The following is a 24,821-nucleotide window of genomic DNA, read 5'->3' as shown; positions in this document are numbered from 1 at the left end:
ATGAGCCGTATTGCAACCGTAATCTGTGCGGCCGTCGCCGTGGCCGCTGGCGGCTATTGGCTGACAGGGTCGAACACCAATGTCACCATTCCACTGGTCAGTGCCGCCGAAGCGCAGGAGGCAGACCTGGATACTTCGACGATCGTCGAGATGGTGCAGGGCGCCGAGGATGCACCTGTCGAAATCATCGAATATGCATCATATACCTGCCCGCACTGCGCAAACTTCCACACAGGCGCGTATAAGCAGCTCAAGAAAGACTTCATCGACACCGGCAAGGTCAAGTTTACCTATCGTGAGGTGTATTTTGACCGCTACGGCCTTTGGGCATCGATGGTTGCACGCTGCGCTGGCCCCGAAAAGTTCTTCGGTATCACAGACCTGATCTATGAAGGGCAGGCAGAATGGACACGCGCAGGTGGTCCGGCCGAGATCGTGGACGAGCTGCGCAAGATCGGTCGTTTGGCCGGCATCGATGGCGACCAGCTTGAGGCTTGCCTGCAAGACGGTACCAAGGCGCGGACATTGGCTGCGTGGTATCAGGAAAACGCCGAACGAGATGGTATTCAGTCGACCCCGTCGTTCCTTGTGAACGGCAAGAAAGTCGACAACCAGTCCTACGCTGACTTCAAAAAGCTGATCGAAGACGAACTGGGCGGTTAAAAACCCTTTTCCGGTTGGCCCTGTAGGGGCCGACCGGGCCTATTTTGGTGCAGGTGCTGCATTCAATAGCATGTCGCGGACCTTGTCAGTTTCGCCCACTCGCAGACGAACCGGCAGAGTGATCACTTTGCTCCGAAAAGCCGGGGGCAGACGTACGGCGTCTTTCTCGGTCGTTATCATCTGAATACCCAGTTGGCGCGCCTCGTTTTCCAGACGGGCCATCAGTGCCTGAGTCAGAGGCTGGTGGTCGTCCAGGGCTTCGGCGCGGACCAGGTCTACGCCCAGCTGTCGCAGGGTTTTGAAGAACTTCTCGGGGTGGCCGATACCGGCAAATGCCAAAGCGCGTGTGCCGGTCCAGTCCATGCCGGTTTGCAGGGGCTCGATTGCTCCGGTGACATGGGGAACAGACAACTTGTCGCCCCACTGACCGGTGAAAGCCATTTGCGCGGCCTCATCGCCCAGAGACAACACAAGGTCGGCCCGTTTCAATCCGATGTCGACCGGTTCCCGCAGTGGCCCGGCAGGCAGGCACAAACCGTTTCCGAACCCGCGTTGAGCATCGACAACAATGATCGAGAAATCCTTGGCCACCGAGGGGTTTTGAAAACCGTCATCCAGCACGATTGCCGTGGCGCCCGCCGCTGCGGCGGCCCGTGCGCCCGCCGCCCTGTCCTTGGCAACCCAGACTTCGGCAAACATCGCCAGAAGCAGCGGCTCGTCTCCTACTTCGGCAGCCGTGTGCCGGGCCGGATCAACCTGCACCGGCCCATCCAAAGAGCCTCCGTGCCCCCGCGTGACGACATGTGGTTCGTGCCAGGCGCCTCGAAGCTGTTCAAGGGTCCAGATCACCGTTGGTGTCTTACCGGTTCCACCAGCATTGAGGTTGCCGATACAGATCACGGGCACACCCGGCTTTTCGCCGGATTCCGAGGCGATCCTACGGGCGGTTGCCGCTGCATACAGGCGCCCCAACGGTGCCAGCATACGCGCCCTAAGATCCGGTTGGTCCGGGGTCGTGTTCCAGAAATCAGGTGCCCGCATGATCCGCACTCCGCTGATCCAGAATATCCTGCACCATTTCGATCAGGGCGTCAGCCTGCGGTGCGCCTTCGGTCAACAATTGCCATCCCGCCAACGCCATGTCGGCAGCTTGATCCGGCGCCAGAAGCTGCACAACGGCGTCGCCCAGTTCGGTTGCCGTTTTAACCTCTTTGGCGGCGTTCACCTGTTGCAGGCTGGAATAGAATTCCTGATGGCGATGCACATATGGTCCGAACATGATCGCAGACCCCAGCGCGATTGCTTCGGACGGATCCTGACCGCCCGCGCCGCGTTCCAGTGAACTGCCCATGAAGGTCACTGGTGCCATGCGATGCCACAGGCCCAGGTTTTCGGGGTCCGATGTCAGGACGACCTGCGTGGTATCTTCAATCATGTCCCCTTCATCCCAGTTGACGCAGCGCAGGTCCATCGATTCCAGCCGCCGTCTCAGCGGCGAGACTTCCGGCTCGTTTGCCACGTGCAACACCAGAACCAGCCGATGCAGCATCCGCAGTGCCTGACGGTGGGCTGTCAGAACCGAGATGAACTCCTTGTCCTGAACCCATGCCGCCAGCCAAACCGGGCGCCCGGCAAGTGTATGAGTGGTCTCGATAAGTTCGTCTTCTGGCCAGGGCCGAGGGTTGGGGCTGATCCGCAAAGGCGGTGATTCCGCAACTTTTCCGGATTGGATTCCGAGGCGGCGGATCTGTCGAGCCGTCTCGGCGGATGGCGTGAGAATCTTGCGGAAACAGTCAAAGGTCACCCGTGTGATGTCCGGCAGCCAACGGGCGTTCCGGGACAGTGTGACGCTGAATTGGGCGTCGAACAGGACCAGCGGGATCGCCTGTTCGTCAGCGCGCGTGACAATGTTGGGCATCAGATCGCCACCGACCCACAACCCCATGTTCGGACGCCAGTATTCGATAAACTCGCGGGCGGCGCCACTCTGTTCCTGTGGCAGGTTGATCAAAGGGAACCTGCTGTCCGGCCAGTTGGACAGATCCTCATCCGGGGGGGCTGTCAGCAGGAAATTCAGCTTGGCCCTGACCTGCGACAGCCGACGGCAGAAGTCGGTCACAGCCCGCAGCCGATCCGGTGTGGCAACATGGATCCATAGCAACTCACCTTTGGGGCGCGGCAGGTTGGATTGCGGCGCAACCCCGTTGCGCAACCCCCATGACAACACCCTGTAGGCGGCCAGGCTGAGTGAGCGCGGTTTGCTCATGTTCCAATTCCCGGCCCGGCCGGATCCAGCAGTGCCGACAGTTGCTGATGAATCGAGGCGCTGGCGGCGATCACGCCGTTCAACCTGGGATGCATGTTGTTGAAGATCAGCCGTTGACCCGTACGGTCGGAACACACGCCGCCGGCCTCTCGGATGATCAGGTCGCCGGCGGCAATGTCCCATTCCCAACTGGGGCGCAGGGTCAGCATGCCGTCGAACCGCCCCTGCGCAACCAAAGCCATGCGATAGGCAAGTGACGGACGATACGCGCGTTCGAATTCTGGCGCCTGCGCATTGCGCCAATGCCGTGCGTCAAGGTTCGGCTTGGCGGCCAGAATTTCTGATTGCAAAAGCTCTGCGGTGTCCGAGGTCGTGATCGTCTTACCATTGAGAGACGCGCCCTGACCTTGGGCCGCCGTGTACAGCAAATCCCGCATCGGCAGGTAAATGACCGCCGCCGTCACCACGCCGTTATCGGCGACGGCTATGGAATGTGCCCAGGTGCGCGCGCCTTCTGCAAAGCTCCGGGTGCCGTCGATCGGGTCGATGATGAAAGTGCTGTTGCGGTCCAGCCGGTCGGTGGAATCCTCGGATTCTTCACTAAGCCAGCCATAGCCCGGTCGCGCCGAACACAACCGCTCCTCTAGCATCGTGTTCACGGCAAGGTCCGCCTCGGTCACTGGGCCGGCGCCATCGGGTTTGTCCCAGCGCTGTGCTTGCGTGCCGGAATAGCGCGTGGCGATCTTGCCGGCCTCCAGCGCCGCCTCGATCAGCAGGGGCAGATCAGTTGCCGGCAAGTGTCATTCCTTCGATCAGAAGCGACGGAACCACGCGCGACAGGTATGGGCGGGCATCGTTCGCCGGGATGATCCGGCGCAGCATGTCCCGCAGATTGCCCGCGATGGTGCATTCATTGACCGGATGCGTGATCTCGCCATTCTCGACCCAGAAGCCCGATGCACCCCTTGAATAGTCACCGGTATTGGGGTTGATCGTTGAACCGATCATGGACGTGACCAGCAACCCGGTTCCCATATCGCGCAGCAGGTCGGCGCGGCTTTGGTCACCTTGTGTCAGGCTCAGGTTCCAGTTGCTGGGCGATGGCGGGCCCGAGACCCCACGCGCGGCATTTCCCGTGGACGCCATATCCAGTTTTCGCCCGCTTGACAGGTCCAGCGTCCAGCCGGTCAGAACACCGTTTTCCACGATTGCCCGGCGTCGTGTCGGCAGACCCTCGGCATCAAAGGGACGCGAGCCCGAAATGCGCGGGCGGTGCGGGTCTTCGATCAGGGACAGATGCGCAGGCAGAACGTCCTGCCCCAAACAATCCTTGATCCAAGATGCGCCCCGTGCGATCGCCGCGCCATTGCTGGCGGCCAGAAGGTGGCCGATGAGCGAAGACGAGATCCGTTCGTCGAAGAGCAACGGAAAACTTCCCGTCTCAGGTTTGCGCGCACCAACCTGTTGCACGGCGCGTTCGCCTGCAGTGCGCCCGATTTCTTTCGCGCTGCGCAGGTCGGATTGGAACGTCCGGCTGTCGCCGTCATAGTCCCGTTCCATCCCCGTGCCTTCGCCCGAGATCGCAACACAGGAAACCGACCGGCTGCTGCGCGCGTACCCGCCGGTGAACCCGTTTGTCGCGGCCAGATGCACATGGTGGGTTCCATAGCTTGCGGCCGCATCCGACACCTGGGTGACGCCGGCGACGGCCAGCGCTGCGGCCTCGGCCGTCAGGGCATCCTGCATCAGGGCTTCGGCAGACGGGGCCGGGGCGGGGTCTGACAATTCCAGTGACTCTATGTTCCAGTCTGTGACCAGCTGGTCCTTGTCAGCCAGCCCGGAAAACGGATCTTCGGGGGCCTCCCTGGCCATTGCGACAGCTCGTTCCGCCATGGCGCGCAGGGTTTCAGGGCGGCTGTCGGAACTGGACACAATGGCGGATCGTTTGCCCAGAAACACCCGAAATCCCAAATCAGTCCCTTCCGAGCGCTCGGCATGTTCCAGCGCGCCGCCCCGCACTTCGACGGAAACAGAGGATCCGTCGATAACGATGGCATCCGCCGCGTCCGCGCCTGCCTTGCGGGCCACGTCAAGCAAATGATGGCTGATTTCTTCTGGTGAGCAGGTCATGAGGCCTCCGGGTTGATTGCCAAGGACCTAGCCTTGGACCGCCCGTCTCGCAAGACCTGTGACCAGATTGTGCGTTGAGTATCGCGGTGAACCCGTGCCGTTTCAGAGGTTTGGGCAAGGGTTGGCAGGGCAGAGAAAGGGCCGCATGTTGCGCGGCCCTTTCCGTTGATTGTCACTTGATACGCTGACCATTCGCCAGGATCTGGCCGTCTTCGGTGAACTCGATCTTCGAGTTCAGTGTGTCCGGCTCTTCGCCCGGAACTGCCATCAGACCCATCATCATGCGGGCACCCAGCGCGTCTTCTTCCGAGATGATTCCCATGCCGATCAGAGTGTCGATCAACTGGTTGGCGCCAACCAGCCGAAGGTTCGCCACGCCGCTTGGGCTGGGCAGGCCATCAAACTCTTCGGTATTGGTGTTGTCGAAAGCAAAATCACCGGTACCGGTCAGTTTGGCGCCAACCAGCGAAACCAGCAGTTCGTTGATCTTCAGCGAGTGCAGTTCCCCCGGCGCTTCGTCGGATTCGACGTCGATTTCAGGATCGAAGATATTCATCAGCACTTTCGCGGTTCCCGTCGCATCCAGCGCAATCGTCGCCGGATCACGCGGCAGCGCGCCCGCAGGATCGAAAATGCCCCACAATACGTCCGACATGGTGAAATCGGTCAGGTTCAGCCCAAAGCCGAAGGGTTGAACCTCGTCCGATTGCTGGATGGGGAATTCGAAGTTCAGGCCCGCCTTGGCCATCGAAAGTTCGATCGGGAACGGCAGGCCCGCCGTGGTAACGGCCATCTTCGTGCTGTTCTGGTCAATGTCATAGACGATACGCTCTGCATCGATGCTGGCTGCAAAACGCCCGCCTTCGGACGTGCTGTTCATCGAGAACGCCTGACCTTCGCTGGTCCCGCTCAGATCCGTGCTGCCTGCGGCATAGGTGAAGGTGCCGTCAAACGAAAAACCAGCCTTGTAAAAGGCTTCTGGGTCCGAAAAGTCAAAATCCGGCGGGACGACGTTGTTGCCCTCAAATGCCAGTTGATCGAGTTTACCGTTGATCAACCCGTTTTCGCCGCTTTCAGGATCCTGAAAGTTCAGATCATAAGTTAACGTGGCTGCGTTGAACGTCTGGCTGATGTTCCGATTGTCGCCGATCTGCATCCGCGAGCTGCCGGACAGATCGCTTGCTTGGACATCGATGCCAAACACATCATTGGGCAGCGCCTCACCATCGACCTCAATCGAATCCAGTTTCACGCCCAGATTGTCAGCCTTGTAGTCATAGGTCATGTCGTCCGGTGTGCCCGACACGACCATGTTCAGTTGGCTGTGGGAATAGGTGACAGTGGCTGCGAAGTTTTCGTCTTCGGCCTGACCGGTGATTTCCATGGGAAAGCTTTCCGGCAGGTCAATGGTAACGGTCCCGTCACCATTTTCGGTCAATGTCATTTCCGGCATGACCATCTGAAACTGTCCGTCCTCTTCGGGAAGGGCCACTGAAAGTGTCATGTTGGAAATCGTGGTGACGTCGCCCGAAGTGCTTTCGTCTCCTGTGACGGTGTAACCCATCGAGGTGAAATAGCTCTGCCAATCGGACCAGACGTCATCGGCCGACAGATCGGCAAACGCCCCTTGGGTGGCAACGGCATAAGCCAAGGCAGCGCCGCAGCTGCGGCGAAGGAAAACGGACATAAGGTAACCCTTCTTGATCAATTTGTGGCGCATGGTCGGTTTTGTGGCGGGTATCGTCAAGGGGGCAAGGGCTGGACCCTTTCCCCGTTTACGCGTTACGGCTGTAGCCGACAGAGATTGCAATGCGTGAGGAAGGGCAAATGCAGGGAAAAACTGTTCTCATAACCGGGGCCAGCCGAGGAATTGGGGCCGAGGCAGGGCGCGTTTTTGCCGCAGCCGGCGCCAATGTCGCATTGGTGGCTCGCAGTCAGGATCAGATTGACGCTCTGGCGGCCGCATTGGGCGATAAGGCCATCGCATTGGCCTGTGACGTCAGCGATTTCGCGCAGGTGGAACAAGCCGTGGCCACATGCGTGGACCGGTTCGGTGGGTTGGATGTTCTGATCGGCAACGCGGGTGTGATCGATCCGATCTTTCATCTCTCGAATGCTGACACCGCGGCGTGGAGCAAGGCCATCGACATCAACCTGAAAGGTATTTTCTACGGGATGCGCGCGGCGTTGCCGGTGATGCGGGCTGCGGGAGGAGGGAGCATTCTGACGATCTCGTCCGGTGCAGCGTCGAACCCGGTCGAAGCCTGGAGCCATTATTGCGCCTCGAAGGCCGGGGCCAAGATGCTCACGGAATGTCTGCATCTAGAAGAAGCCCATAATGGTATTCGCGCCATGGGCCTGTCACCGGGGACGGTGGCCACCGATATGCAGCGGTCGATCAAGGCCAGCGGCATTAATCCCGTCAGTCAGCTGGACTGGGATGTGCATATTCCTGCGGACTGGCCCGCACGGGCGCTGTTGTGGATGTGCTCGGATGATGCCGATGAGTTTCTTGGCACTGAAATTTCGCTGCGGCTTGAAGACATTCGCAAACGGGCCGGGCTGATATGATCGATTTGACCAAAGAAGGTGGCCTGTGGACCGTCACGATCAACAATCCCGGCAAGGCGAACGCCCTGACGGGGGCCATGCTGGCGGAACTGGCCGAGATCGCCGAATCCGCGACAGAGGCCAAGGCGTTGATCCTGACGGGCGCGGGCAAAGTGTTCAGCGCCGGGGCAGATCTGGACGAAGCGCGCGCCGGTCTGGCCAAATCGGATGTCTGGGAAAGGCTGTCCGGCGCCATTGCTGCGTTGCCCTGTCTGACCGTTGCCGCACTGAACGGCACTTTGGCAGGCGGGGCCAACGGTATGGCACTGGCCTGCGATCTGCGCATTGCCGTGCCGTCGGCCAAGTTCTTCTATCCGGTGATGAAGCTGGGGTTTCTGCCACAACCGTCCGACCCCGCGCGGCTGGCGGCTCTGGTCGGACCGGCAAGGGCCAAGTTGATCTTTATGGCGGGTCAGAAGATCACCGCGCAAGAGGCGTATGAATTTGGCCTGGTGGACCGGATTGTCGATCCCGATCACCTGATGCAAACCGCACGCGATCTGGTTGCCGACAGCGTGAACGCCGACCCCGAGATCGCGGCGGGAATCGCAAGGTTGTGTTCATGAGGTTGTCTGCACTGCGCCTGCGGGTCGCTGACCCGGATCGGCTGGCCGCGTTTTATCGCGACATTCTGGGCATGTCCGTTGGCCGAACAGAAATCGGCCACCGTATCGGCTATGACGGTGCAGACGCAGATATTTTGTTGCTGCCGGGTGGAGGAGGGTACACCCATGACAAGGGGCAGCGCTACTGGAAGATAGGAATCACCGTGCCGGATGTCGATCTTGCTGCGGCTCATCTGCGCAGGTTTGACGTTCCAGTGAGCACGCCGAATCAGTTTCTGGACATCGGCTACATGTGCCATCTTGCGGATCCCGAAGGGTTCGTCATCGAGCTGCTGCAACATGATTTCGAAGGCAACCGACCGCCGCATGCAGCGGACCCTGACGCGCCTTTTGCGCAGGCTCGGATCGGTCAGATTACCCTTCGAACCGGCGATATTGCCGCCGAAGACGCGTTCTGGCGCGCCCAGGGCATGTCGTTGTTGTCGATGCAGGAGGTCGCCCCTTACGGCTTTGACCTGCATTTTTATGCTTTTACGGACGAAACCCCGCCCAATCCTGATCTTTGGGCTGTTGAAAACCGCGAATGGCTGTGGAAACGCGCCTATACGACGTTGGAATTCCAACTTGTTGCGGGCGCACAATTCGTGCATGTACCGGACTTTCGGGGTATCGAGATCGAAGGCCTGTCCGAACCTCTTACAGATATTGTCGGGGACCAGATCCTGCCAGGTTGATCAGCGCCCGCGCCGCTTGCCCGGAACTTTCGAACGAAATCCGGGTGGGCGTTTGCGAACCCAAGTCAGAAATTTCTCGAGCCTTGGATGCGCACGCAGGGCCTCGACCGTGTTGAAACTGCGTGCCAGTTCGGCTTCGGTCAGGGTGGCGTGCACCTCTTTGTGGCAGATCTGATGCAGCAGAACGGTAGGTCCGCCCTTGCCTCCTTTGAGTTTTGGGATCAGATGATGCAGGCTGCCACCCCCGTCGGGGATCGGGCGGTCGCAAAGCGGGCAGATTGGATCGCTGTTCGTCATGATGATGTGAAACTTGCGCCTGTGACGGGCGAAGGCAAGAGGGTGCGAATGGCGCAGGCAGTGGTGATCGGAGCAGGCCCCGCCGGGTTGATGGCGGCCGAACAGCTCGCCGCAGCCGGGCATTCCGTGTTGGTGGCCGAGGCCAAACCTTCGGTCGCGCGCAAGTTCCTGATGGCCGGGAAATCGGGGCTGAACCTGACCAAGGACGAGCCGCGTGATGACCTGATCCGCGCCTATGGTGAAGCGGCAGATTGGTTGCGTCCGATCATGTCTGACTTTGATGCCGAAGCTGTTCAGCACTGGGCGCGCGGGTTGGGGCAGACGCTGTTTGTCGGCTCGACGGGGCGCGTGTTTCCCCAAGCAATGAAGGCCTCGCCCTTATTGCGGGCCTGGTTGGCACGATTGGGCAAGGCCGGGGTCGAAATCAGGACCCGCTGGCGTTGGACAGGCTGGGACGGTGATGCGCCGGTGTTTGACACTCCGGACGGGCGGCGCAGTGTTTCGACGGATGTCACCGTGCTGGCACTGGGCGGTGCAAGCTGGGCCCGCCTTGGCTCGGACGGTCACTGGGCGCAGATATTGGCCGGAAAAGACGTGGCTTTGGCACCCTTTGAACCCGCAAACTCAGCCATTTCCGTTGATTGGAGCCCACATATGCAGCCCCATTTCGGGGCCGCATTGAAATCGATCCGATGGATGGTAGGCGATTTGGAGAGCCGAGGAGAGGCTGCGATTTCCAGAACCGGTCTGGAAGGCGGAGGGCTGTATAAGCTGACACCGGCTTTGCGCGCGGGGACACCGTTGTTTGCTGATCTGACGCCTGATCTGGACCAACAGGCTCTGCTGGCGCGGTTGTCCGCGAAACGGTCGAAAACAACGCTGTCCCAGTGGATGAGGAAATCGCTGAACCTGTCTGCTCAGAAAATCGCCCTGTTTCATGAAATGGCAAAACGCGGTGGCCACCCTCAATCCGTGCAAGTGAGCATGTTGAAAAAGCTGCCTGTCCGGCATGTCGGCCTTCGCCCGATGGACGAAGCCATTTCGACCGCAGGTGGTGTCAAACAGGCAGCGCTGGATGACGGGCTGATGCTGACGGCCCTGCCGGGTGTGTTCTGCGCTGGGGAAATGCTGGACTGGGAGGCCCCGACCGGGGGCTATCTGCTCACGGCTTGCCTTGCGACCGGGCGCTGGGCCGGTCGGTCTGCCGCCGACTGGCTGGAAAAGGCTGAGTGACCTAGCGGGATCGTGCCAACATCGCCAATCGGATCATCGCGCGTTCCACCAGCGCCATGGCAGGGGCTGTCTGACCGGCCGACCGCAGCGCCAAATCTGTGTCGGTCAGAACCGTCAGCGCGGTTTGCAGCTTGGTCGCGCCCCAACCTTGTGCCTGCCGCAGGATACGGTCACGCCGTTTGCCGTAAACCGGTGGACGCAGCTTACCGATGCCCTGCGCAGCACCGCCGGGATCGGACGCGCAGGCATAGAGTGTCCGAAAATGCCGCATCGCTCCGATGCACAGAGTCACGCCGTTGGTGCCCTGCGCCTGCAACCTCCGGATCAGCGGCCCGATCTCACCGGCGCGGCCTTCGGCAACGACGTTGAGAACATCATCCAGCGCCGCCTCGGTCGAGCGCGGGGCGCAGGCCTCAATATCTTCGATCGTCAAATCAGCGCTGTCACCGCGCTTGTAAAGAGACAGTTTTTCAATCGTTTGGGCGAAATCACCAGGGCTGAGGCTGACGGCCAATTCACTGATTGCAGACATGACATCTCGGGGCACGTTTTTCATACCCGACTCGGCAAGAACCCGTTCCACTTCGGCGCGTGAGGGCGGGTCGTCATAAATGCCGACTGCGTAGGCGGCAGGGTGGCCTTCGAACGCCTTGCGGATTTTCGAGCTGGGTTTCAATTGCCCCGAGGTCACGATGATCTGGGCGTCTCCGGGGGCCCAATCTTCGAGTGCGGCCAGAATTGCCGGCGCGGCGGTTTCGGTTGCGTCTTCCACGAAAACGGCACGTGGGCCGGGAAAGAAGCCGACCGCCTTGACCGCGTCCAGCAGCAGGGCGGGATCACCACGCAGATCGCCACCGGGCATGCGGGTCAGGCGCATTTCTTCTTCGGCTTGGGCGCCAAGCAGAGCGGCCAGCACCTGTTGCCGCTTGAGCGCAACCCGCATCGCATCCGCGCCATAGATAAGCAGCCCTGTCTTGTCCGCGTCCGGCTTGGCAAAATACCCCTCAGCCTCGCGCGGGCTCAACTTCATGCAGCCAGACCCGGTGTGGCGTAAAGACGGTTCATGATCTGACCCGACAGAATCATCATCAGCCGTCTCTTGGCATCGCGCTCATCCGCCAAGGTGGAAACGGTCGATCCTGCGGCAGAATATGACACAAAATCCGCCACCGAGCCCGAGGCGATGATCTGACCGGTTGCGTTGGACCGCAGCGTGTATTGCGCGCTTCCGTCGATGGTGTAGCGTTGCGTTTCGTTTGTGGTGGTGATTGCAGCGCCACGCGTCACGGTCGAAACCTGAACGTCCAGCTTGTAGTCGTTGACCGACCCGGCGCTTCGCCCCAGTTGCTGTTCCAGATTTTGGACCAGCAAATAGCTTTCCACGGTGTTGGGCGCCGACACCTCGACGCGGCCATACAAGGCCGAACCCGATCCGCCAGGTGCATAGACGGGCTCGAAGCCGCAGGCGGCCAGCGCCAGCGGCATCAGCAAAAACGTTCTGCGATCAAACGACAACATTCACAATCCGGCCCGGAACGACGATCACTTTCTTCGGCGCATTCCCTTCCAGCGCCTTTTGAACAGCTTCGGTGCTGAGCGCAATTTTTTCAACCTCGGCTTTATCCAGATCCTTGGCCACGCTGATTTCCGCGCGACGCTTGCCGTTGATCTGGATCGGCAAGGTGACGGTGTCATCAACCAGCATCGCCTCGTCGGCGACGGGCCATGGCGCAACGGCCACAAGGCCTTCGCCGCCCTGATGGGCCCAAATATCTTCCGCCAGATGCGGTGTCATCGGCGACATCAGCTGTGCCAGCGTTTTGATGGCCTGCTTTTGGGCCGCAGCACCTGCCTTGGATTTCGCCAGAGTGTTGGTGAAGGCATAAAGCTTGGCGATGGCCGCGTTGAAGCCAAAGCTTTCAACACCCAATGTCACATCGCGGATGGTTTTGTGCATCTCGCGCAGTAGTTCCTCATCGCCTTCACCCGTGGCGTTCGGGTCCATGGCGCCGATCTTGTCGCAGAGATTCCAGACACGGTTGAGATGCTTGTACGCGGCCTCGGCCCCCGCAGCCGTCCATTCCACGTCCCGTTCGGGTGGCGAATCGGACAGCACGAACCAGCGCGCAGTATCGGCGCCGAAGGCCGAGATGATGCTGACCGGGTCGACAACGTTCTTCTTGGACTTTGACATTTTGGCCGATGGGATGATCTCGACCTCTGTGCCGTCAGCCAGTTTTCCGTCCGTGACCTCTTCGGGCAGGTGATAGACCGGACGACCGTTGGCATCGCGGGTCTGGTAGATCTCGTGCGTCACCATGCCTTGGGTAAACAGCGCGTCGAAGGGTTCGATGGCTTTGTCCGGCAAATGCCCGGTGATGTTCATCGCGCGGGCGAAGAACCGCGAATACAGCAGATGCAGAATCGCGTGTTCGATCCCGCCGATATACTGGTCAACATTCATCCAGTATTCCGCCTCGGCCAGATCGGTGGGCGTTTCCGCGCGCGGAGCGGTGAAGCGCGCGAAATACCACGACGAATCCACGAATGTGTCCATCGTGTCGGTCTCGCGCTTGGCAGGGGCGCCACAATTCGGGCAGGCGCAGTCGCGCCAGGTCGGGTGACGGTCCAGCGGGTTGCCCGGTTTGTCGAAGGTGACATCATCGGGCAGGCGAACCGGAAGGTTCTCTTTCTTTTCAGGGGCCACACCACAGCTTTCGCAGTGAACGACAGGAATCGGACAACCCCAATAGCGCTGACGGCTCAAGCCCCAGTCTCGCAGGCGATATTTCGTGACCCCTTCGCCCCAACCGGCTTTTTCGGCGAAATCGATGGTGGTGTTGATCGCCTCTTCTCCGGTTGCTTCGGTCAGGCCTGCGAAATGGTTCACCCAGCGGACTTTCTCGGTCTTTGGCGGGACAAAGGCGATCTTGTCGACCGGTGTGTCGTCGTCCAGCGCAAAGAACGTATCGATCACCGGCAGATCGTATTTGCGGCAGAAATCAAGGTCGCGCTGGTCATGGGCCGGGCAGGCGAAGATCGCGCCGGTGCCGTAATCCATCAGGATGAAATTGGCGATCCAGACCGGCAGTTCCCAGTTCGGGTCCAACGGATGCTTGACGCGGATGCCGGTGTCCAAACCCAGCTTTTCGCCGGTTTCGATGGCCTCTTCCGTGGTGCCGCCCTTGCGGCATTCGGCAACGAATTCAGCGACTTCCGGGTTTTCGGCCTCAAGCTGTTTGGCGATCGGGTGATCGGGCGAGATCCCAACGAAGGATGCGCCCAGCAGCGTGTCGGGGCGCGTCGTGTAGACAGTGATCGGTTCCCCACCATCCGTGCGCTCGAACCCGAATTGCAGGCCGCGCGACTTGCCGATCCAGTTTTCCTGCATCAGTCGAACCTTGGCGGGCCAGTTTTCCAGCGTGTCCAGAGCGTTCAGCAGTTCTTCGGAATAATCCGAGATCTTGAAGAACCACTGCGTCAGCTCGCGCCGTTCCACCAGCGCACCCGAGCGCCAGCCGCGCCCGTTTTCCACCTGTTCATTGGCCAGAACGGTCATGTCGACCGGATCCCAGTTCACCACGGCATTCTTGCGATAGACCAGCCCGGCCTCGAGCATGTCGAGGAACAGCGCCTGCTGCTGGCCATAGTATTCCGGATCACATGTGGCGAATTCACGGGACCAGTCGATCGACAGGCCCAGTGGCTTCATCTGGGCGCGCATGTCGGCGATATTGCCGTAAGTCCACTCTTTGGGGTGGCCGCCGATCGCCATGGCAGCGTTTTCCGCCGGCATCCCGAACGCGTCCCAGCCCATGGGGTGCAGAACATTGTGCCCGGTGGCCAGCTTGTGCCGCGCGATGACGTCGCCCATCGTATAGTTGCGCACATGCCCCATATGGATTCGGCCGGACGGGTAGGGGAACATCTCAAGCACATAGTATTTCGGCTTGTCCGCCTTGTGGTTGGCGGTGAAGATTCCTGCCTTGTCCCAGGCTTCTTGCCATTTTGCTTCGATTTCGGTGGCCGAATAGCGCGACATTGTGCGGTCCTTCGTGAATGAAAACGCCGGGTAGGAACCCGGCGTGGTATTAGTGTGATTTTCGGCGAAGTGCTAGAACTTGTTGTCCGCGATGCGCAGCTGACGTGCGCGGGACAGAATCGCATCCTCCACCGCACGGGTTGTTGCCGCGCTTACCGGGGCGCCCCCGCTGGATTGCAGGGCGACGGACAAAGACCGGGCCGCAAGCGCCGGATCACTGATGTGTACGGTCGCCCTGTATGACCGTCCTCCGCCCGGAGGAGTGCCGTAACCTGTTACGATCACTCCGGTAAACGGATCGACCTCCTGCACAGGCAAGAAGTTCAAAATGTCCAGCGAAGCTGCCCACAAGTACCGGTTTACATTGGTGGTCTGCTCGGCCGTGCTGCGATCGAAAATGTCCCACAGCGTTGTACGTTCAGGATCGTTCAGCTCGCGTTCATCGGAATTACCGCTGGCGGGATTGGGGGAATATGTCGAAGTGCTTCGATTCTGCCCGCATGCCGCAATAGTGGTGGTCAGCATGATTAATCCCAAAATCGTAGGCAGGCGCATTGTCAGCAGGTCCTGTTTCACTTGTTGTGCAGTATTCAGGGCATACTCCTAGCCAAGGACCCTCGCTGCAACAAGCCTATTCTTCTGAAATGTAAGCGTGTCAGCCTGATCCGGGCAAAAACGAACTGTGGCATCCTTGCACCAATCTGACCCCAATGACGTGACCGGGTTTATGCCAAGCTTGCGCAATGGGGGCAAAAAGAGCGAAACGGTGTCCGTGCTGAGACATATGCCGAGGCATGTGTCGAGTAGATAACTCTTTTGAATGAAACCGAGGGAAACAAGATGAAAAAAGTTCTCTTCGCATCGACGGCGCTGATCGCGACCGCAGGCGTTGCGGCAGCTGAGATTAACTTCAGCGGTTACGGCCGTTTTGGTATCGGCTACGTTGAAGACCGTACCGCAACCACAACCGTTAACGGACCTGGTGCAGACGGCCTGATGGGTACAGCCGATGACGTCTCCGCAACTTCGACCGCGCAGTCTGACGACGCTATCCTGGTCTCGCGCTTCCGTCTGAACATCGACGGCATCGCAGAAACCGACGGCGGCGTTCGTTTTGAAGGTCGTGTTCGTCTGCAAGCCGACGAAAACAGCAGCACCGGTGAAGCAAACTCGGCCGGCCTGAACGGCGCACGCTTCTCGGTCATCTACGGCGGTCTGCGTGTTGACGCGGGTAACGTCGCAGGTTCGTTTGACAACCTGGCAAACTACTACGGCAACGAAGTAGGTCTGGAACTGTTCGCAGGTCAGTACTCGGGCGTTGACTACAGCTTCCTGGGTTACTCGTCGACCGGTTCGGGTTCGAACGCTGTGTTCTTCCAGTATTCGGTTGGTGACTTCTCGTTTGGTGCATCTTATGACCAAGCGCAGGTTACAACTGTTGCAGCTGGTGGTACCACTTCGACCACCGCTGACGCAGACCGCTGGGACATCAGCGCAACCTACACCTTCAACAACATCACTGCCGCTCTGGCCTATGGTCAGACCGACGCAGGTGCAGGCAGCGATCCGAGCCTGACCGTTCTGACCCTGGGTGGCGAATGGGGTGACTTCTCGGGTACTCTGTTTGTCGCGGACGACGCAACCAATGTTGCAGCGACCGACGGTACTGCATGGGGTCTGTCGGCCGCCTACAACCTGGGCGCTGCAACCACCCTGCTGTTCACCTATGGTGACGGTAACGCCTCTGCTGACCTTCAGCAGGTTGCTATCGGTGCGATCTACGACCTGGGTGGCGGTGCATCGCTGCGCGGTGGTATCGGCCGCAACGACTGTGACAGCTGCGCAAGCGACACAATCGTTGCTGACTTCGGTGCTCAGTTCAACTTCTAAGCTGATCTGAACCGCAAGGTTTGAGGGCGGGTCTTCGGACTCGCCCTTTTCTTTTGCGTCGACTTGGTGTTTTTCTGCGCCAAAGACAGATTGAGGGCCCCATGTCGTTGCAAGAAATCACCGCACGCATTGCAAATGCCGAAGCCAGATCGGACCGCCCTGCCGGTTCCGTCAAACTGCTCGCTGTATCCAAAGTACAACCGAATGAGCGAGTTCAGGCGGTGCTGGAGCAGGGCCACAGGTGTTTTGGTGAGAATCGCGTACAGGAGGCGGCCAGCAAATGGCCCGCTTTCAAAGAGCAGTTCGATGCCGTCGATCTGCATCTCATCGGCCCGTTGCAGACCAACAAGGCCAGGCAGGCGATGGAACTGTGCAATGCGATCCATTCGGTCGATCGCCCCAAACTGGCCAAAACCCTGGCGCGGCTGGCGCAAGAGGTGGGATACTGCCCCGACCTTTTCATTCAGGTCAATACGGGGGAAGAAGCCCAGAAGGCAGGCGTTCTTCCTGCGGATGCGGACGGGTTTATCGCGGAATGCCGATCGCTGGATCTACCGGTACGCGGGCTGATGTGCATCCCGCCGGTCGATGAAGAACCCACTTTGCATTTCGCCCTCTTGGCCAAGATCGCAGCCCGCAATGGGCTTGAGGGGTTGTCGATGGGGATGAGCGGTGATTTCGAGCAGGCCATCGCCTTGGGCGCGACCCATGTTCGTATCGGGTCGGCCATTTTCGGCGAGCGGGTCAAGCCTCAGGAATAATCAGGCGCGTTCCAAGGGAAATTCGCCCTGCAATCCAGTGCAGATGGTCCCGACGGAAGGCAATGCAGCCCTCGGTGGGGTAGCCGGGCCTGCGCCACTGATGCAGAAAAATCGCCGATCCCTTGCCGGGAACGGCATTCGGCCAGTTCCAGTTGGTCAACAGGACCAGATCATAAAGCGGATCAGCCCGGCGCAGTTTCTCATGACTGAACGCATAAGGGGCAAGCACCAAGTGATTATAGTGGCTGTCTTCGACGTCATCAGACCACAAGTCCTGCGGCCCAATCGGGATCGCCCAGAAGTTGGGGGCGACCAGCCGGTCGGGCCGGTAGAGCATGCCGACGATTCGATGGCATCCGGTAGGTGTCGCCCCATCGCCCTCGTGTTTCGTGTTGCTCAATCCGCCTTTGCCAATCGAGCAGGGGAACGTCCTGCCACGAAAGCGAACACCACGCGGGGTGAGCACAAGATCGCCTGGAGTCACAACAGGTGCCCGGATTTCGCGGCTTTCGTGGCCAGGTATCCCCGGTTATGCGCGGTTTCACCCACTTTCAAAGGAACGCGCTCGGTCACGGCGATCCCTGTGCGTTCCATCATCGAGATCTTGGCAGGGTTGTTGGTCAGCAGGCGCACCGAGTTGAAACCCAGAGATTTCAGGATATCCGACCCGAGTCGGAAGTCGCGCTCATCATCCTCGAAACCCAGCCTGTGGTTTGCTTCTACCGTGTCAAAACCCTGATCTTGAAGAAAATAGGCACGCATCTTGTTGGCCAGCCCGATACCACGCCCTTCCTGGTTCAGATACAGAAGAACGCCAGCCCCTTCGGCCCCCATTTGCGCCAGTGCGCCCCGCAATTGCGGACCGCAGTCGCATTTCAGGCTGCCCATCAGATCGCCCGTGAAACAGGCGGAATGCAATCGGGCCAGCACTGGTTTGTCCCGATCCGGGCGGCCTATTTCGACTGCGTAATGTTCTTCTCCGCCATCTTCGGGGCGGAAAACATGCAGACGGCCGGCCTCGGATACTTCCATCGGAAGACGCGCGGCAACCACCTCGTGCAGGGCGCTGCGGTCCGCCAGATGCGGGGCGGCGCGCGTGTGGTCAATGCAGGTCAGGCCGTGCGATACCGCAAAGGCCCGGCCATCTTCGACCGGCACGACGACCGCGGCAGGAAGAATGCGCGCGGACTTGGCCAACGCAATCGCGATGCGGTGCAAATTGGCGTTACCGTGGCGCTCGGTCATCAACGGCCCTTTCATCGGCGCGTTCAGATCGTCAGAGGGATCAGCAACCGCCTGCACCCAAGTGATGTCTGCATCGGCGGGAATTGAAACGCGTGCAAGATCGCCGTCATAGGCCCGCGCCTTGAGTGTTTCGGCCCGCCGCCCGGTAATGGCCACCACCGGGTCTCCGAGCTTTTTCAGATCAGCCAGGCGCTGCGGGTTGAGCGTTTCCGTAGAAATCGCCACAACGCTAAAGCCGCTGTCATCGGTCAGCACTACTGGAACGCCCATGCGCAGATCGGCCCGGGCCCGGGCAAGAAGTTCGGTGATATCGGGAATGAGGCTCATCTATGTTACCCTATAACGCTCAGCCTTTCTCCTAGCTCTTTCGAAAGGAAATGTGAAACATTTCTGCCAACTCTGACACGAAGGCGTGAAACCGTTGCAGCAAATCTTGTTGATTGCATATTCCGCGCGCAAGTGATGGAAAAGCGTTTGGAGGATCGGGAAATGGCTCAACTCAAGAAAATCCTGTTGGTGGACGATGACGAGGATCTGCGCGAGGCGCTCAGCGAGCAACTTGTCATGACCGAAGACTTTGACGTTTTCGAAGCGTCAGACGGCCAGTCCGCAATGGAGCGCGCACGCGAAGCGATCTATGATCTGGTCATTCTTGATGTGGGTCTGCCGGATACCGACGGGCGGGAATTGTGCCGCCTGATGCGTAAACAGGGCGTGAAAAGCCCGATTCTGATGCTGACCGGTCATGACAGCGATGCCGATACGATCTTGGGCCTGGACGCCGGCGCGAACGATTATGTCTCCAAACCCTTCAAATTTCCGGTATTGCTGGCCCGTATCCGCGCTCAGCTGCGGCAGCACGAACAATCCGAGGACGCGGTATTTGTTCTTGGCCCCTATACGTTCAAGCCGGCGATGAAGATGCTGATCACGGAAGAAGACCGCAAGATCCGTCTGACCGAGAAGGAAACCAACATCCTCAAGTTCCTGTACCGATCAACCGACGGTGTCGTGGCGCGTGATGTGCTGTTGCACGAAGTGTGGGGATACAATGCCGGGGTCACGACCCACACGCTGGAAACCCACATCTATCGTCTGCGTCAGAAGATCGAGCCCGATCCGTCCAATGCGCGCCTTTTGGTCACAGAATCGGGTGGATATAGGCTCGTGTCTTAACTGGTTGTGGATTGATGTGGATCAAAGTGATACTCTGTACTCATAATTAGGTTACTCCCAACCCGTGCATGTCCGGGTTATGACATGTACCTCCCTGTTGGACTGCCGGGCCGAATGGCCCGGCTTTTTTCGCTGCTGAGGGGCGGTTTCCACACGAAGGCAGACAGCAGCACTGACCGATATTCGCCCAATGACGGAGGTGAGCTCTGCCGCGGTTCACCCTTCCGCCGGGGCAACGGCGCGCTGGTAAAGGTGCCACGTGGTGTGGCCAAGGATCGGAAGGGTAAAGATCAGGCCCAGAAACGCTGGAACCAGCGACAGCAGTATGGTGACCGAGATGATCGCCGCCCAGCCGAGCATGACCGCCGGGCTTTCGGATACGACGCGCAAAGAGGTCAACATGGCAGAGATGAAGTTGGTTTCCCGGTCCAGCAGCAAGGGCATGGCGACGACGGTCACCGAAAACAGTACGGCTGACAGGAACGCGCCGACACAGGTGCCAATGGCAAGGAAGATCCAGCCCTGCGGCGTGAAGAAAACGGTGTTCAAAAACCCGTCGAAATCCGAGAAGGATGCGTTCTGAAGGGTGATCGCCAGCCAAAGCCGAACCTGGTAGATCCACACCCAGAAAATGAAAAGTGTGACAAAGGCCATCCAGCCCAATTCGCGTTTGCGTTGATTGGCCATGACGCTGAGGATTTCAGCCCAGCCAAAGCTTTCGCCTTTTTGCAAGCGGCGCGACATTTCATAAAGCCCGGCGGCGGCGAAAGGTGCGACCAGCGGAAAGCCGACAATGGCGGGAATGATCATCCAGATCTGGCCAAGCCAGATCAGGACCCAAACCAGCAGAATTCCGAAAACTGCATAGAACAGACCGAAAAAGCCGCTCAGGACAGGGCGGGCCAGAAAGTCGGAAAACCCGGCTTTCAGCGACGCCCTGATGTCATCCGTCGTGATCTTGTTGACCTGCGGCATGTCCCGCTGCTGCGGCGTCAGGTTTTCCGGTGGCGTGGAACCTGCGGTCTCGGATGCCATGACACACTCCTCCCAAAGCATGGTGCCGGGCCGGTCTGTTCGCGAACAGACCCAGCGGTGAAACAGACATTCCTCATTCGCAGACAAGTCTGCATCAGGCGAGATATCAGGGCAAGGGAAAGCACGAATGTGACGCCCGCCTCACTGCCAGTCCTTGGTCCTGGCATCGGGGCTGCCTTTTCTCGTGGCAACTGGCGTTGTGCCACGTTAACCTGCGCCAATCGCGACAAAGGAATCCCCGACATGCCTTTCACCCTTGCCACATGGAACATCAATTCTGTTCGCCTGCGCGAGCCTATCGTGCTGAAATTGCTGCAAGAAGAAGCCCCTGATGTATTGTGCCTGCAAGAGTGCAAATCACCGGTTGAGAAGATCCCGACCGAAGGGTTTTCCGAACTGGGCTACACCCACATGATCGCGCGGGGGCAGAAGGGTTACAACGGCGTCGCCATCCTGTCGCGCCTGCCGATGGAAGAGGTGGGCGACAAGGATTTCGCCGGTCTCGGACATGCCCGCCATATTGCCGGGCGGTTGGAAAATGGTGTCACGATCCACAATTTCTATGTCCCGGCGGGCGGCGACGTGCCGGACCGGGAGGTGAATGAGAAATTCGGCCAGAAGCTCGACTATCTCACTGATATGCGCGATTGGTTCCGTGCGGAAAAGCCGGCTAAATCCATCCTTGTCGGCGACCTGAACATCGCCCCGCGCGAGGATGATGTGTGGTCACACAAACAACTGCTGAAGATCGTCTCGCACACGCCCATCGAAGTCGAGCATCTGGCCGAGACACAGGAAGCAGGTGGCTGGGTTGATATCACCCGTCAGGACATCCCGGAAGGGCAGCTTTACAGCTGGTGGTCCTATCGCGCCCGGGACTGGGATGCGGCGGACAAGGGGCGCCGGCTGGACCATATCTGGGCCACTGCCGATATCTCGAACGCGGGCCATTCCAGCCGTATTCTGCGGGACGCCCGTGGATGGGAAAAACCCAGCGATCACGCTCCGGTCTTTGCCAGTTTCGACATCTGATCCGCAACTCAGCCCTTGGTTTCCGCGACAAGCGGCTGCATATAGGGCGCAAGTTCGAACGAAAGAGTGATTGCCATGGACCTTCTGAACGGCGGAAACGCCCCAGCAACCGATCTGATCAAAGACGGGACCGAGGCCACTTTCATGGCCGATGTGGTGGAAACCTCGCAGGAAACACCTGTGATCGTCGATTTCTGGGCACCTTGGTGTGGCCCGTGCAAAACCCTTGGACCGATGCTGGAAGAGGCTGTGACAGCCGCGAAAGGCGCGGTGAAGATGGTCAAGATCAATGTGGATGAGGCGCAGACAATTGCTGCGCAAATGCGCATCCAGTCGATCCCGACCGTCTATGCCTTTTTCAAGGGCCAGCCTGTGGACGGGTTTCAAGGCGCGTTGCCGGGATCCGAGATCAAGGCCTTCGTGGACCGCGTGATCGAAGCCGCAGGGGGGGAAAGCCCCGGGGGCCAACTGGATGATGCTGTGCAGGCTGCCGAGGAAATGCTTGCCGAAGGCGCGGCTGCGGACGCGGCTCAAACCTTTGCCGCAATTCTGGGCGAAGATCCGAACCACGCCGCTGCATATGGTGGTCTGGTGCGGGCGCATATCGCCACCGGTGATCTGGAGCAGGCAGAAGCGATCCTGAACGGCGCTCCGGCCGAGATCTCCACATCGGCCGAGCTGGAGGCCGCACATGCGCAGCTGGAGCTTGCAAAGCAGGCAGCAGATGCCGGCCCCGTCGCCGAGCTGACGGCAGCGGTTGAGGCGGATCCGGACAACCATCAAGCCCGCTTTGATCTGGCGCAGGCGCTGCACGCGAACGGCAATGTGGAAGAAGCCGTGGCACAATTGCTGGAACTGTTCCACCGGGATCGTGAATGGAATGAAGGTGCAGCCAAGACACAGCTTTTCACCATCTTCGATGCGCTCAAGCCCAATGACCCGATTGTTCTGAACGGACGTCGCAAACTCAGTTCGATGATATTTGCCTAATCTCTCATCAGAGCTAGAGTCGGGTACATGATGCATCCCGCCGACCTGCCGGAAACGGTATCTGTTTTTCCATTGCCCGGGGCGCTGCTGCTCCCGCGTTCGCGCTTGCCGCTTCACATATTCGAGCCGCGCTATCTTCAGATGCTGGACGACGCGCTGAAAACCAAGGAACGGTTGATCGCAATGGTTCAGCCGAATCCTTCGGTCAATGACGAAGACAAGCTGCACCGTATCGGATGCGCAGGGCGGGTGACGCAGTTTTCGGAAACCGAAGATGGCCGGTACCTGATCACGTTGACCGGTATATCCCGGTTCAGGGTCATGTCAGAGCTGGATTCGTTCACGCCCTACCGGAGGTGCTCGGTCTCGTGGGACGGGTTCGACCGTGATCTGGGAAAGGCCGAGAAAGACAACGAGTTTGACCGCAACGCGTTCCTGACATTGTTGGAGCGTTTCTTTTCATCCCGTCAATTGTCCACCGACTGGGATTCGCTTAAGGACGCAGAGGATGAACTTTTGGTGAATTCCCTGTCGATGCTTCTGGATTTCGACCCCGAGGACAAACAGGCCCTGCTGGAAGCCCCCTGCCTGCGCACCCGGCGCGAAACGTTGGTGACGCTGATTGAATTCGCCATGCGCGGCGGATCAAACGAGGAAAAACTGCAATGACCGACCCTGATCACGCCTTTGATCGCCACATGCTCGAGGCGATGATCTGCCCGCAGACACATACGACCCTGCACTATGACGCGGAAAAGCGAGAGCTTGTTTCAAAAGCGGCGGGTTTGGCTTTTCCCATCCGCAACGGCATTCCGGTCATGCTGGTCGACGAGGCCCGACAGCTGGATTAAATCGGGCGCCCTTGCAACAGCTTGGGCAGATCCCCGGTCAGCCCGGCCGCTTCGCGAACGAAACCGCGACGGACGCCGGGCAAAGCGCCGACAACCCCCATGCCAATGTCACGTCCAAGCCGCAGCAGCGGGTTGTCGTTGGAAAAAAGCTTGTTGAAGACATCCGTCGCCATCGCCAGCGAGGCCGTGTCGAAACGGCGCCATTCCTGATAGCGCTCCAGAACCATCAACGAGCCGATATCCTCGCCGCGCCGTCCCGCCAAAGTCAGGACCTCAGCCAGAGCGCCGACATCGCGGAGGCCAGCGTTCAGGCCCTGACCGGCAATGGGGTGCATTCCGTGCGCGGCATCTCCGACCAGCGCCATGCGATCGCTGATGAAGGAATTGGATATGGTCAGGTTCAGCGGATAAGTGAAACGATCTCCCGCCAGACTGATTTTGCCAAGAAAATCGCCAAATCGCGGGCGCAGAACTTGCACGTAATCCCCCTCGGGCAGGGCGTTGATGTGCTGTGCGGTGTCGGTGCGTTCGCTCCAGACGATGGAACTGCGATTGCCAGTTAACGGCAGAATTGCCAGCGGACCGGGTGGCATGAAAAACTGATGCGCAATGCCATTATGTGGCAGCTCATGTTCGATGGCGCAGACCAATGCCGTCTGGCCGTAATCCCAACCGGTGCGTTTGATGCCGGCCCGTGACGCGGTTCCGCTGCTGCGACCGTCACAGCCAACCAGCAGGCTGCCGCCCAGGGTTTTGCTGTCATCCAACGTCACGGTCACGTTGGCCGTGTCGGTCTGTTGCGAAACGACGGATTTGCCGCTTACCTGGGTGATGCGCGGCTCTTCGGCCATCGCGTCCAGAAAAGCACGGCGCAGGTGGCGATCCTCGACCATATACCCCATCGGGCCTTCTTCGATCTCGGCATGGTCGAAATGCATGAAAAACGGCGATGGCCCTGTCCCGGCATGGCCATCTGTGACCTTGATTTCCAGCATCGGTTGGGCGTGCTGCGCGACGCGGTCCCAAATACCGATGGCATCCAACAACCGCTGTGAGGCCAGAGCCAGCGCATAGGCGCGCCCGTCGAATGCCGCGTTCTTGCGCACCTTTTCGACCAGTGCATCGATCACCGTGACCGAATGACCGGTTTGTGCCAGTGCCAGCGCCAAAGCAGGGCCGTTCAACCCGCCGCCCACGATCAGAATGTCAGAAGCCTGTGTCATGCCCTGCAATATGCGCGCCCTTTCGGGATTGTCCATGTGCAGTCCTGTCGCTACCGTCACCCACAGCCGAAAAACCA

The 24,821-nt window shown here is 59.5% G+C and carries 26 protein-coding genes; 12 read left to right on the top strand and 14 right to left on the bottom strand.

Features of this window, described 5'->3' with window-relative positions; genetic code table 11:
- Entirely contained in the window at positions 1-663 is a 663-nt protein-coding gene (locus tag ACR0I0_RS17950; protein ID WP_171724901.1) for a DsbA family protein, read from the top strand.
- Positions 664-702: 39 nt separating this feature from the next.
- Here ACR0I0_RS17950 and lpxK read toward each other — a convergent pair whose 3' ends face one another.
- From lpxK to ACR0I0_RS17925, 5 genes are all read right to left on the bottom strand, one after another.
- The gene (gene lpxK / locus ACR0I0_RS17945) at positions 703-1,704 is read right to left on the bottom strand and encodes a tetraacyldisaccharide 4'-kinase (protein ID WP_171637784.1); all 1,002 of its coding nucleotides are present in this window, start codon (positions 1,702-1,704) and stop codon (positions 703-705) included.
- The gene (locus ACR0I0_RS17940; RefSeq protein ID WP_480486480.1) at positions 1,691-2,929 is read right to left on the bottom strand and encodes a 3-deoxy-D-manno-octulosonic acid transferase; all 1,239 of its coding nucleotides are present in this window, start codon (positions 2,927-2,929) and stop codon (positions 1,691-1,693) included. The genes lpxK and ACR0I0_RS17940 overlap by 14 nt, the downstream gene beginning before the upstream one ends.
- Complete coding sequence (locus tag ACR0I0_RS17935) at positions 2,926-3,726, bottom strand: inositol monophosphatase family protein (RefSeq protein ID WP_171724904.1); 801 nt, start codon at positions 3,724-3,726, stop codon at positions 2,926-2,928. The genes ACR0I0_RS17940 and ACR0I0_RS17935 overlap by 4 nt, the downstream gene beginning before the upstream one ends.
- Complete coding sequence (locus ACR0I0_RS17930; protein ID WP_480492443.1) at positions 3,713-5,059, bottom strand: TldD/PmbA family protein; 1,347 nt, start codon at positions 5,057-5,059, stop codon at positions 3,713-3,715. Before ACR0I0_RS17930 ends, ACR0I0_RS17935 begins: the two co-directional genes overlap by 14 nt.
- Positions 5,060-5,231: 172 nt before the next feature.
- Positions 5,232-6,746, bottom strand: a complete 1,515-nt coding sequence (locus ACR0I0_RS17925) for a DUF2125 domain-containing protein (RefSeq protein WP_480492442.1) — start codon at positions 6,744-6,746, stop codon at positions 5,232-5,234.
- Between the two features lie 140 nt (positions 6,747-6,886).
- Between ACR0I0_RS17925 and ACR0I0_RS17920 the strand changes: the two genes are divergently transcribed.
- Genes ACR0I0_RS17920 through ACR0I0_RS17910 form a run of 3 tightly spaced genes read left to right on the top strand, consistent with a single transcriptional unit; the run spans position 6,887 to position 8,969 of the window.
- Positions 6,887-7,630: an SDR family oxidoreductase gene (locus tag ACR0I0_RS17920; RefSeq protein WP_480492441.1), complete on the top strand. Its 744-nt coding sequence runs from the start codon at positions 6,887-6,889 to the stop codon at positions 7,628-7,630.
- Entirely contained in the window at positions 7,627-8,235 is a 609-nt protein-coding gene (locus ACR0I0_RS17915) for an enoyl-CoA hydratase/isomerase family protein (protein ID WP_171637777.1), read from the top strand. The genes ACR0I0_RS17920 and ACR0I0_RS17915 overlap by 4 nt, the downstream gene beginning before the upstream one ends.
- Positions 8,232-8,969 (top strand): VOC family protein, encoded by a 738-nt coding sequence (locus tag ACR0I0_RS17910; RefSeq protein ID WP_480492440.1) that lies wholly within the window; start codon positions 8,232-8,234, stop codon positions 8,967-8,969. Before ACR0I0_RS17915 ends, ACR0I0_RS17910 begins: the two co-directional genes overlap by 4 nt.
- Here the strand turns inward: ACR0I0_RS17910 and ACR0I0_RS17905 are convergent, their stop codons facing one another.
- Positions 8,970-9,266: an HNH endonuclease gene (locus ACR0I0_RS17905; RefSeq protein ID WP_171637775.1), complete on the bottom strand. Its 297-nt coding sequence runs from the start codon at positions 9,264-9,266 to the stop codon at positions 8,970-8,972. It abuts the gene before it with no gap.
- Positions 9,267-9,314: 48 nt separating this feature from the next.
- Between ACR0I0_RS17905 and ACR0I0_RS17900 the strand changes: the two genes are divergently transcribed.
- Positions 9,315-10,499, top strand: coding sequence for a TIGR03862 family flavoprotein (locus ACR0I0_RS17900; protein WP_480492439.1), 1,185 nt, complete (start codon positions 9,315-9,317; stop codon positions 10,497-10,499).
- A gap of 1 nt (position 10,500) precedes the next feature.
- Here ACR0I0_RS17900 and holA read toward each other — a convergent pair whose 3' ends face one another.
- The 4 genes from holA to ACR0I0_RS17880 all read right to left on the bottom strand — a co-directional run bounded on the left by holA (position 10,501) and on the right by ACR0I0_RS17880 (position 15,096).
- A complete protein-coding gene (gene holA / locus ACR0I0_RS17895; RefSeq protein ID WP_210093829.1) occupies positions 10,501-11,529 on the bottom strand; it encodes a DNA polymerase III subunit delta in 1,029 nt (342 codons plus the stop codon).
- Entirely contained in the window at positions 11,526-12,017 is a 492-nt protein-coding gene (gene lptE, locus ACR0I0_RS17890) for an LPS assembly lipoprotein LptE (RefSeq protein WP_171724912.1), read from the bottom strand. The genes holA and lptE overlap by 4 nt, the downstream gene beginning before the upstream one ends.
- Positions 12,004-14,541, bottom strand: a complete 2,538-nt coding sequence (gene leuS / locus ACR0I0_RS17885) for a leucine--tRNA ligase (protein WP_480492438.1) — start codon at positions 14,539-14,541, stop codon at positions 12,004-12,006. The genes lptE and leuS overlap by 14 nt, the downstream gene beginning before the upstream one ends.
- A gap of 72 nt (positions 14,542-14,613) precedes the next feature.
- Positions 14,614-15,096 (bottom strand): DUF3576 domain-containing protein, encoded by a 483-nt coding sequence (locus ACR0I0_RS17880; RefSeq protein WP_152459265.1) that lies wholly within the window; start codon positions 15,094-15,096, stop codon positions 14,614-14,616.
- 285 nt (positions 15,097-15,381) lie between these two features.
- Between ACR0I0_RS17880 and ACR0I0_RS17875 the strand changes: the two genes are divergently transcribed.
- Positions 15,382-16,431: a porin gene (locus tag ACR0I0_RS17875; protein ID WP_171637765.1), complete on the top strand. Its 1,050-nt coding sequence runs from the start codon at positions 15,382-15,384 to the stop codon at positions 16,429-16,431.
- A 101-nt stretch (positions 16,432-16,532) separates the two neighbouring features.
- Complete coding sequence (locus ACR0I0_RS17870; protein WP_480492435.1) at positions 16,533-17,192, top strand: YggS family pyridoxal phosphate-dependent enzyme; 660 nt, start codon at positions 16,533-16,535, stop codon at positions 17,190-17,192.
- On the opposite strand, the gene ACR0I0_RS17865 is transcribed toward ACR0I0_RS17870, so the two are convergent.
- Together ACR0I0_RS17865 and ribA are read right to left on the bottom strand one after the other, a co-directional pair.
- A complete protein-coding gene (locus tag ACR0I0_RS17865) occupies positions 17,176-17,676 on the bottom strand; it encodes a L,D-transpeptidase family protein (RefSeq protein WP_480492433.1) in 501 nt (166 codons plus the stop codon). The two genes, ACR0I0_RS17870 and ACR0I0_RS17865, sit on opposite strands and share 17 nt — an antisense overlap.
- The gene (gene ribA, locus ACR0I0_RS17860; RefSeq protein WP_480492431.1) at positions 17,673-18,764 is read right to left on the bottom strand and encodes a GTP cyclohydrolase II; all 1,092 of its coding nucleotides are present in this window, start codon (positions 18,762-18,764) and stop codon (positions 17,673-17,675) included. Before ribA ends, ACR0I0_RS17865 begins: the two co-directional genes overlap by 4 nt.
- 162 nt (positions 18,765-18,926) lie before the next feature.
- On the opposite strand from ribA, the gene ACR0I0_RS17855 reads away from it, so the two are divergent.
- The gene (locus ACR0I0_RS17855) at positions 18,927-19,613 is read left to right on the top strand and encodes a response regulator transcription factor (RefSeq protein WP_117872957.1); all 687 of its coding nucleotides are present in this window, start codon (positions 18,927-18,929) and stop codon (positions 19,611-19,613) included.
- A gap of 216 nt (positions 19,614-19,829) precedes the next feature.
- Here the strand turns inward: ACR0I0_RS17855 and ACR0I0_RS17850 are convergent, their stop codons facing one another.
- Positions 19,830-20,648 (bottom strand): DUF2189 domain-containing protein, encoded by an 819-nt coding sequence (locus tag ACR0I0_RS17850; protein ID WP_171637758.1) that lies wholly within the window; start codon positions 20,646-20,648, stop codon positions 19,830-19,832.
- A gap of 243 nt (positions 20,649-20,891) precedes the next feature.
- Between ACR0I0_RS17850 and ACR0I0_RS17845 the strand changes: the two genes are divergently transcribed.
- The 4 genes from ACR0I0_RS17845 (at position 20,892) to ACR0I0_RS17830 (ending at position 23,521) form a co-directional block, all read left to right on the top strand.
- Complete coding sequence (locus ACR0I0_RS17845; RefSeq protein WP_480486497.1) at positions 20,892-21,680, top strand: exodeoxyribonuclease III; 789 nt, start codon at positions 20,892-20,894, stop codon at positions 21,678-21,680.
- Positions 21,681-21,755: 75 nt separating this feature from the next.
- Complete coding sequence (gene trxA / locus ACR0I0_RS17840) at positions 21,756-22,670, top strand: thioredoxin (RefSeq protein ID WP_171637754.1); 915 nt, start codon at positions 21,756-21,758, stop codon at positions 22,668-22,670.
- Positions 22,671-22,697: 27 nt separating this feature from the next.
- The gene (locus ACR0I0_RS17835) at positions 22,698-23,339 is read left to right on the top strand and encodes an LON peptidase substrate-binding domain-containing protein (RefSeq protein WP_480492427.1); all 642 of its coding nucleotides are present in this window, start codon (positions 22,698-22,700) and stop codon (positions 23,337-23,339) included.
- A complete protein-coding gene (locus tag ACR0I0_RS17830; RefSeq protein WP_480492425.1) occupies positions 23,336-23,521 on the top strand; it encodes a Trm112 family protein in 186 nt (61 codons plus the stop codon). The genes ACR0I0_RS17835 and ACR0I0_RS17830 overlap by 4 nt, the downstream gene beginning before the upstream one ends.
- On the opposite strand, the gene ACR0I0_RS17825 is transcribed toward ACR0I0_RS17830, so the two are convergent.
- Positions 23,518-24,780 (bottom strand): FAD-dependent monooxygenase, encoded by a 1,263-nt coding sequence (locus ACR0I0_RS17825; RefSeq protein WP_480492423.1) that lies wholly within the window; start codon positions 24,778-24,780, stop codon positions 23,518-23,520. The genes ACR0I0_RS17830 and ACR0I0_RS17825 overlap by 4 nt on opposite strands.
- Positions 24,781-24,821: the final 41 nt, after the last annotated feature.

The sequence above is a fragment of the Ruegeria sp. AG6 genome (assembly GCF_056541565.1).
Note: the sequence above shows the minus strand (reverse complement) of the source record. Positions and strands in the feature narration are given on the sequence as shown.